Annotated in this window: 7 protein-coding genes and 1 tRNA gene; 6 read left to right on the top strand and 2 right to left on the bottom strand. The window is 66.5% G+C overall.

The features are described 5' to 3' along the window. The 6 genes from lon to RMO04_RS00820 all read left to right on the top strand — a co-directional run. Positions 1–1,764 (top strand): endopeptidase La (gene lon / locus RMO04_RS00845; protein WP_309642903.1); only part of this gene is annotated, 1,764 nt, incomplete at its 5' end. Positions 1,765–1,921: 157 nt separating this feature from the next. Beyond that, positions 1,922–2,194 (top strand): HU family DNA-binding protein, encoded by a 273-nt coding sequence (locus tag RMO04_RS00840; RefSeq protein WP_309642902.1) that lies wholly within the window; start codon positions 1,922–1,924, stop codon positions 2,192–2,194. A gap of 90 nt (positions 2,195–2,284) precedes the next feature. Beyond that, positions 2,285–2,361 (top strand) — tRNA-Val (locus RMO04_RS00835). Positions 2,362–2,417: 56 nt separating this feature from the next. Continuing rightward, positions 2,418–3,347 (top strand): aldo/keto reductase, encoded by a 930-nt coding sequence (locus RMO04_RS00830; RefSeq protein ID WP_309642901.1) that lies wholly within the window; start codon positions 2,418–2,420, stop codon positions 3,345–3,347. 113 nt (positions 3,348–3,460) lie between these two features. After that, positions 3,461–4,720 (top strand): cytochrome P450, encoded by a 1,260-nt coding sequence (locus RMO04_RS00825; RefSeq protein WP_309642900.1) that lies wholly within the window; start codon positions 3,461–3,463, stop codon positions 4,718–4,720. Positions 4,721–4,806: 86 nt separating this feature from the next. Then, a complete protein-coding gene (locus RMO04_RS00820) occupies positions 4,807–6,729 on the top strand; it encodes an NAD(P)/FAD-dependent oxidoreductase (protein ID WP_309642899.1) in 1,923 nt (640 codons plus the stop codon). Between the two features lie 4 nt (positions 6,730–6,733). On the opposite strand, the gene RMO04_RS00815 is transcribed toward RMO04_RS00820, so the two are convergent. Both RMO04_RS00815 and RMO04_RS00810 read right to left on the bottom strand, forming a co-directional pair. Further along, positions 6,734–7,291 (bottom strand): DUF5655 domain-containing protein, encoded by a 558-nt coding sequence (locus RMO04_RS00815; protein ID WP_309642898.1) that lies wholly within the window; start codon positions 7,289–7,291, stop codon positions 6,734–6,736. Further along, on the bottom strand, positions 7,291–7,590 hold a 300-nt coding region (locus RMO04_RS00810; RefSeq protein ID WP_309642897.1), incomplete at its 5' end, for a DUF1761 domain-containing protein. The genes RMO04_RS00815 and RMO04_RS00810, both read right to left, overlap by 1 nt.

Below are 7,590 nucleotides of genomic sequence, written 5' to 3'. Positions count from 1 at the left end.
AACGAACAGATGAAGGCGATCCAGCGCGAGCTGGGCGAACAGGACGACCAGCGCGACGAACTGCTGGACCTGGAAAAGCGCATCAAGCGCACCAAGCTGTCCAAGGAAGCCCGCACCAAGGCGGACGCGGAGTTGAAGAAGCTGCGCAACATGAGCCCGATGTCGGCCGAGTCCACGGTCGTGCGGAACTATCTCGACTGGCTGCTGTCCATTCCGTGGGGCAAGGCCAAGACCAAGCCGATCGACCTGGACGTGGCCGAGGCGGTCCTGGATCGCGACCACTACGGCCTCGAGAAGGTCAAGGAACGCATCCTCGAGTACCTGGCCGTCCAGGCCCGGACCGGGGCGCTGAAGGGACCGATCCTCTGCCTCGTCGGTCCGCCCGGCGTGGGCAAGACCTCGCTTGGCAAATCGCTGGCCGAGGCGACCAACCGCGAGTTCGTCCGGGTCTCCCTGGGCGGGGTGCGCGATGAAGCCGAGATCCGCGGTCACCGCCGGACCTATATCGGCTCCATGCCCGGCAAGATCATCCAGTCGATGAAGAAGGCAAAGTCGACCAACGCCTTCTTCCTGCTGGACGAGATCGACAAGATGGGCAGCGACTATCGCGGCGATCCGGCCTCCGCCCTGCTCGAGGTGCTGGACCCCTCGCAGAACTCCACCTTCGCCGACCACTATCTTGAGGTGGACTACGACCTGTCGCCGGTGATGTTCGTCACCACGGCCAACAGCCTGAACATGCCCCAGCCGCTGCTGGACCGCATGGAGATCATCCGCATCCCCGGATACACCGAGGACGAGACGGTGGAGATCGCCAAGCGGCACGTCCTGCCGAAGCTGACCAAGGACCACGGGCTGAAGGCCGAGGAGTTCATCGTCCCCGATCAGGCCATCCACGACCTGATCCGCTACTACACCCGGGAAGCCGGCGTGCGGACGCTGGAGCGGGAACTGGGCAACCTGGCGCGCAAGGTCGTCCGCGACCTTTCGCGGGACGCCGCGCGGGCGGCGAAGGACACCGAGGTCGACTCGCAGGTTCTGCCGGTGCTCTCGATCACGATCGACGACGAACGCCTCGCCAAGTACGCGGGGGTGCGCAAGTACACCCACGGCGAGACCGACGAAGAGGATCAGGTCGGGATCATCACAGGCCTGGCCTACACCGACTTCGGCGGCGACATCCTGACCATCGAGGCGGTCAAGATGCCGGGCAAGGGCCGCATGTCCATCACGGGCAACCTGAAGGACGTGATGAAGGAATCGATCTCCGCGGCGAACTCCTATGTACGCTCTCGGGCGACCCATTTCGGTATCGAGCCCCCGCTGTTCGAGAAGACCGACGTGCACATTCACGTACCGGACGGCGCGACTCCCAAGGACGGCCCCTCGGCCGGCGCGGCTATGGCCACGGCCATCGTGTCGGTGCTGACCGGCATCCCGATCCGCAAGGACATCGCCATGACCGGCGAGGTCACCCTTCGCGGCCGGGTCACCGCCATTGGGGGCCTGAAGGAAAAGCTGCTCGCGGCCCTGCGCTCCGGCGTGAAGACCGTGCTGATCCCGCAGCAGAACCTGAAGGACCTGGCCGACATCCCGGAAAACGTGAAGTCGGCGATGGAGATCATCCCGGTTTCGACCGTCGATGAGGTCCTGTCGCACGCCCTGACTCGGGCGCCTGTTCCCATCGAATGGAACCCCGCGGACCAACCGCCGGTATCGGTTGCCGCCGAGGAAGGCGATGTGGAGTCCGTGATTACCCACTGATTGGGGAAAAACGGCAAAAAACTAGGCGGCGCGGGGGATTCCCGCGCCGCCTTCGTTTGACGCGCGTAACGAGACCGCCATAATCGCGCAACGCGAAGCAGCCTCGCGAGTCCGCGAGAGGTTCGTGGTTGAGATAACGGGCTGGGAGAGACAGGACATGACTAAGGCCGAACTCGTCACGGCGATCGCCGAAAAGGCGGGCCTCAATAAGGCGCAGGCGAAAGACGCGCTGGAAGCGTTCATCGAAAGCGTCACGGCGTCGCTTAAGGGCGGACAGGAAGTCCGACTCGTCGGATTCGGCAGTTTCGTGCCGGTGAACCGCGCGGCGGGCACCGCGCGCAACCCGCGCACCGGTGAGACGGTGAACCGTCCGGCGTCGAAGACCGCGCGCTTCCGCGTCGGCGAAGGCCTGAAGAGCTCGCTGAACTAAGGCGGGCCATAGACGAAACCATCAAGGGGCGGTCGCCGATCCGGCGGCCGCCCTTTTCGTTAGGCGCGGGCAGTTCTAGAACCCGCGCGCGGGCGGCTAGCTCAGCTGGTCAGAGCACCTGGTTTACACCCAGGGGGTCGGGGGTTCGAACCCCTCGCCGCCCACCAGCCTTCGCGCAAGAGCGCTACGGCTTGGCAAGCCGTTCAGGGAAACCGCCGCGCCCATGCGCTACCGCACGCTAGGATCGACCGGCTTCTCCGTCTCCGAGATCGGGTTCGGCTGCGCGAGTTGGTGGGGCAAGCGGGCGTTCGACGAGAGGGAGGCTATTGGGCTGGTCCATGCCGCGCTCGACGGCGGCGTCACACTGTTCGACACCGGCGCGGCCTATTCGGATGGCAACGCCGAGCCGCGGCTGGGCCGGGCGCTGAAGGGCAGAGCCACCGACGGCCTCGTGATCGCCACCAAGGCCGGGACGCGCCACGACGGCCGCCGGGTCGTCCGCGATTTCACACCCGCCGCCATCGAGGCCAGCGTCGAGGCCAGCCTGCGCAATCTGGGCCTGGAAGTCCTGCCGTTGCTGCAGCTCCATGGCCCGGCGCGCGGCGAGCTTACCGACGATTTTCTGGAGCGCTTGTCGGGCCTGAAGCGCCGCGGCCTGGTCCGCGCCCTGGGGGTCAACAGCTTCGATCCGGAGGTTATCGCCCATGCCGCGGGCCGCTCCGAGATCGATGTGGTGATGGTCGACTACAATGTTCTGCGTCCCGATCGCGCGCCGCTGATCGCCCAGGCGGCGGCCCAGGGAAAAGGCGTCCTGGCCGGCATGGCGCTGGCCATGGGGCATACTGGTCGACAAGTGCTGAAGCTGCGGCGGGCGCGCGACGTCTGGTACGCCCTCCGCGCGATGAAGAATCACCGAGCCGATATCGCGCGCGGCGCTCGGTTCGGTTTCCTCGCCGAGACGCCTGGCATGACCGGCGCTCAGGCCGCGCTAGCCTATGTGCTGGCCGATCCGAACGTCAGCAGCGCCGTGGTCGGGACCACGCGGCTGACGCATCTGTTGGACAACATGGCCGCTTCAGGCGTCGTCCTGCCCGAGGCGACGGCAGACGCGATCCGCGCCGCTCACGGCCGAGAGTCGCGAAACCGAACTTAGTTTGGTTTCATCGAGCGTTGTTACGGCGCGCGGATTGGCGTTTCATCCTCCGACAAGACGCCCGCGACGGCCCATCGGCCGCGGACCGAGCGTCGAACACGGGAGCGATCGCGATGGCAGACGGCGCCATGAAGCTGGCCGACGAGGCGAGGGCCCGGGCCTATTCCCTGCCGCTTGACGAGTTCAATCCGGGTGATCCGGAGCTGTTCCGCACCAACACCCACTGGCCCTATTTCGAGCGCCTGCGACGCGAGGATCCGGTCCACTGGTGCAAGGACAGCGAGTTCGGCCCCTATTGGTCGATCACCAAGTACAACGACATCATGGCCGTGGACACCAACCACGCGGTGTTCTCGTCGGAGGCGGCGCTGGGCGGCATCACCATACGCGACGCCCGGCCCGATCTGCGGCGTCCCAGCTTCATCGCCATGGATCCGCCCAAGCACGACGTGCAGCGCAAGGCCGTCAGCCCCGTGGTCTCGCCGGCCAACCTGCAGGTGCTTGAGCCGATCATTCGCGAGCGGGCGGCCAAGATCCTCGACGCCTTGCCGCGCGGCGAGGTCTTCGACTGGGTCGACCGGGTCTCCATCGAGCTGACCACCCAGATGCTGGCGACCCTGTTCGACTTTCCCTTCGAGCAGCGCCGCAAGTTGACGCGCTGGTCCGATGTCGCGACGACCCTGCCCATGCCGGGCGGCCTCTGCGAGACGGAGGAGGAGCGTCAGGCCATCCTGATGGAGTGCCTGGCGGAGTTCACAGAACTCTGGAACCAGCGTGTCAACGCCCCGCCGGCCGGCGATCTCGTATCCATGCTGGCCCACAGCGACGCCACCCGAAACATGACGCCGGACGAGTACCTCGGAAATATCATCCTGCTGATCGTCGGCGGCAACGACACCACCCGCAACTCGATCAGCGGCGGCCTGTTGGCGCTCAACGAGAACCCCGACCAGTACGCCAAGCTGCGCGCCGACCCTTCGCTGATCCCCAGCATGGTCTCGGAGATCATCCGCTGGCAGACACCCCTGGCCCACATGCGCCGCACGGCCCTGGAAGACGTCGAGATCGGCGGCAAGACCATCAGGAAGGGCGACAAGGTGGTCATGTGGTACGTCTCGGGCAACCGCGACGAGGACGCCATCGAGACCCCTGAGCGGTTCATCATTGACCGGCCTCGGCCGCGCCAGCACCTGTCATTCGGCTTCGGCATCCACCGCTGCGTCGGCAATCGCCTGGCCGAGATGCAGCTCCGCGTGGTCTGGGAGGAGATCCTCAAGCGCTTCGAACGCGTCGAGGTGGTCGACGAGCCAAAGCGCGTACGCTCCAGCTTCGTGAAGGGCTACGAGACCCTGCCGGTGCGAATCGCGGGCTGACCTGACGCAAGGGCGCCCTTTCGCTCGCTCTTCAGGCGCGTAAGCTGACCTTCAAGAACAGCGATGACCTAAGGGCGGACACGAGCATGGCGGTGGATCTGGAGCCCCTCGATAAGGCGCTGGAGACGGCGCACCTGCCGGCGCTCGCCGCCGCCATGGTGCATCTGACGGGGGACGCGGGCTGGCTGCGGCCCGAGTGGCGGCCCACCTACACGCCCTTGTCGCGGAGCGAGATTGGGGTGCCGGAGGACGAGCAGTCCAAGATTCGCGCCGCCGCCAAGGTGGCGATCACCGCCTACCTGACGGGCGAGACGCCGATGGCGGCGATTCCGGCGCCGGAGATCGTGCGCCAGATGATGAGCTTCGTGGCCGGGTCGGACATTCCCGACGGCTATGGCGAGTTCCTCACCGACGAGTTGGCCATCGGCGGCCACAGCTCCAAGGATCCTGACTGGTCGACGCCGGAGCTCAAGGCCGCGGCGCGGCGACTGAACGTCCTGGTGGTGGGGGCAGGGATGTCGGGCCTGCTGACCGCCATCCGCCTGACCCAAGCCGGGATCGCCTTCGAGATGGTGGACAAGAACGCCGACGTCGGCGGGACCTGGCTGGAGAACACCTATCCCGGCTGTCGGGTCGACTCATCCAACCACATCTATTCCTACAGCTTCGAGCCAAACCACAACTGGCCCCAGCACTTCTCCACCCAGCCGGTGCTCCTGGACTACTTCCGTGGGGTTGCCGCGCGCTACGACATCAACAAGAACGTCCGCTTCCAGACCGTCGTCGAGGAGATGGCCTGGGACGAGGCGCGCGGCGTCTGGAATGTGCGGCTGAAGACGCCTTCGGGCGTCGAGCATGTCGAGGCCAACGCGGTGATCACCGCCGTGGGTCAGCTCAACCGCCCCCGCTATCCGGACATCAAGGGCCGCGAGAGTTTCGCCGGGCCGTCCTTCCACTCCGCGGAATGGCGTCATGACGTTGACCTGGCCGGCAAGCGGGTGGCGGTGATCGGCACCGGCGCCAGCGCCTTTCAGTTCGTGCCCGAGATCGCGCCGAAAGTCGCCAGCCTGGCGGTGTTCCAGCGCACCCCGCCCTGGGGCTTCCCAGTGCCGCACTATCACGAGGACGTCCCGGACGGGATGAACTGGCTGATGGAGCACGTGCCGTTCTACGACAAATGGTACCGCTTCTGGATGTTCTGGATGGCGACCGACGGGTTGCTTCCCATGGTCACCGCCGACCCCGCCTGGAACGGACCGCCCACGGCTGTCAGCGAGCTCAACCAGGGCTTCCGCGAGATGATCGCCATGGCCATCGCGGCCCAGGCGCCCGATCGTCCGGACCTGGTGGCCAAGGTCATCCCGACCTACCCGGTGGGCGGAAAGCGTTCGCTGCTGGACAACGGCGTATGGCTGGACGCGCTGAAGCGCGAGAACGTGGAGCTTGTGACCGACGGGGTCGCCGAGATCACCCCGACCGGCATCGTGACCGCCGACGGGAAGGCGCGCGATTTCGTCGTGATCATCTACGGCACCGGCTTCCACGCCTCGAAGTTCCTGTGGCCCATGAAGATAAAGGGCCGGGACGGCGCTGACCTGCACGACGTCTGGGACGGCGACGCGCGGGCCTATCTGGGCATGACGACGCCCGGTTTCCCCAACCTGTTCATGATCTACGGCCCCAACACCAACATCGTGGTCAACGGCTCGATCATCTTCTTCTCGGAGTGCAGCGTCCGCTACATCCTGGGCTGCTTGAAGCTGCTGGCCGAGACGGGTTCGGCGGCCATGGAGCCCCGACGCGACGTCCATGACGCCTTCAATGTCCGGGTCGACGAGGGCAACAAGCTGATGGCCTGGGGCGCTCCTCAGGTCACGAGTTGGTACAAGAACGAGAAGGGCAGGGTCAGCCAGAACTGGCCCTTCGCCCTGGTGGACTATTGGCGCGCCACCCTGGCTCCGGACCCGAAGGATTTCGTGCTGACCAAGAGCGCGGAACTGGTGGGGTAGGGCGTCAGCCCGCCCGTCCGTAGGCCTCGCGCAGCCAGTCGGCGATCTGCTCGTCCACCTCGGCGGCGGAGGCGATGCGGACCCGGTGACTCACCATGGCGTTCCAGGACCCGGAGGCCTCAAGGCGGTCGCTTGGCGGCTCGCCCTTGAGGTTCAGGCCGAGGTCCAGCCGATCCTTGGTGGAGGGCTGGACCAGGGCGAACTGCTTCTTGCGGCGCACGCTGGTGTAGCCCTTCTTCGGCGCCAGCTCGACGTCGGCGCCCAGCCTCGCGATCAACGCCATGACCGCGTCATAGGTCGGACGGATCGCCGCCTTGGGGCCGGCGAACATCTGCGCGACCAGGGCGTCCTCGCCGATGGAGGCCGCGTCGGACTCGCGGGCCTTCAGCGCAATGGTGTTGGCGTAGCCGTGGGTCAGGCCGTGGTCGGCTTTCAGGCGCGCGACGATCTCGCCGTGCTTCTCCAGGCCGAAGGCCTTGGCGAGCGCCGCCCAGGCCTCCAGGCTCTTGCCGGTCTTGGCCTCCAGGCTTGAGGAATAGCCGGCGAGGGGATCGTCAGCCATTAGCCCAGCCACCCGATCACCGCCCCGATCAGCGTGTACTGCAGGGTGTGGTAGCCGCCGTTGATCAGCAGGAGCTTCAATGGCCGCTTCTCGAACAGGTAGTTGATCCCGAACGAGCTCGCGACCCAGGCCAGGCCCGCGGCGAAGCCCGCGCCGGTGGCGAAGGCGAGCCCCGGCTTCGGGCCCAGGAACATGGCGAAGACGAACGCTCCGACCAGGGCGAACAGGAAGGACCCGCCGAACACCAGGGCCATGTTGCGGCCCTTGAGGTCCTCGTCCGACAAGCCGGCGGCGGCTTG

It is taken from the genome of Phenylobacterium sp. (genome assembly GCF_031412415.1).
Taxonomy (GTDB): domain Bacteria; phylum Pseudomonadota; class Alphaproteobacteria; order Caulobacterales; family Caulobacteraceae; genus Phenylobacterium.
This window is presented reverse-complemented; position numbering and strand designations above follow the sequence as displayed.

What these genes read in the sequence shown, in the direction of transcription:
- RMO04_RS00815 (WP_309642898.1), bottom strand. Translation starts at nt 7,291, where the DNA reads ATGGCTGACGATCCCCTCGCCGGCTATTCCTCAAGCCTGGAGGCCAAG.
- RMO04_RS00830 (WP_309642901.1), top strand. Translation starts at nt 2,418, where the DNA reads ATGCGCTACCGCACGCTAGGATCGACCGGCTTCTCCGTCTCCGAGATC.
- RMO04_RS00825 (WP_309642900.1), top strand. Translation starts at nt 3,461, where the DNA reads ATGGCAGACGGCGCCATGAAGCTGGCCGACGAGGCGAGGGCCCGGGCC.
- RMO04_RS00820 (WP_309642899.1), top strand. Translation starts at nt 4,807, where the DNA reads ATGGCGGTGGATCTGGAGCCCCTCGATAAGGCGCTGGAGACGGCGCAC.
- RMO04_RS00840 (WP_309642902.1), top strand. Translation starts at nt 1,922, where the DNA reads ATGACTAAGGCCGAACTCGTCACGGCGATCGCCGAAAAGGCGGGCCTC.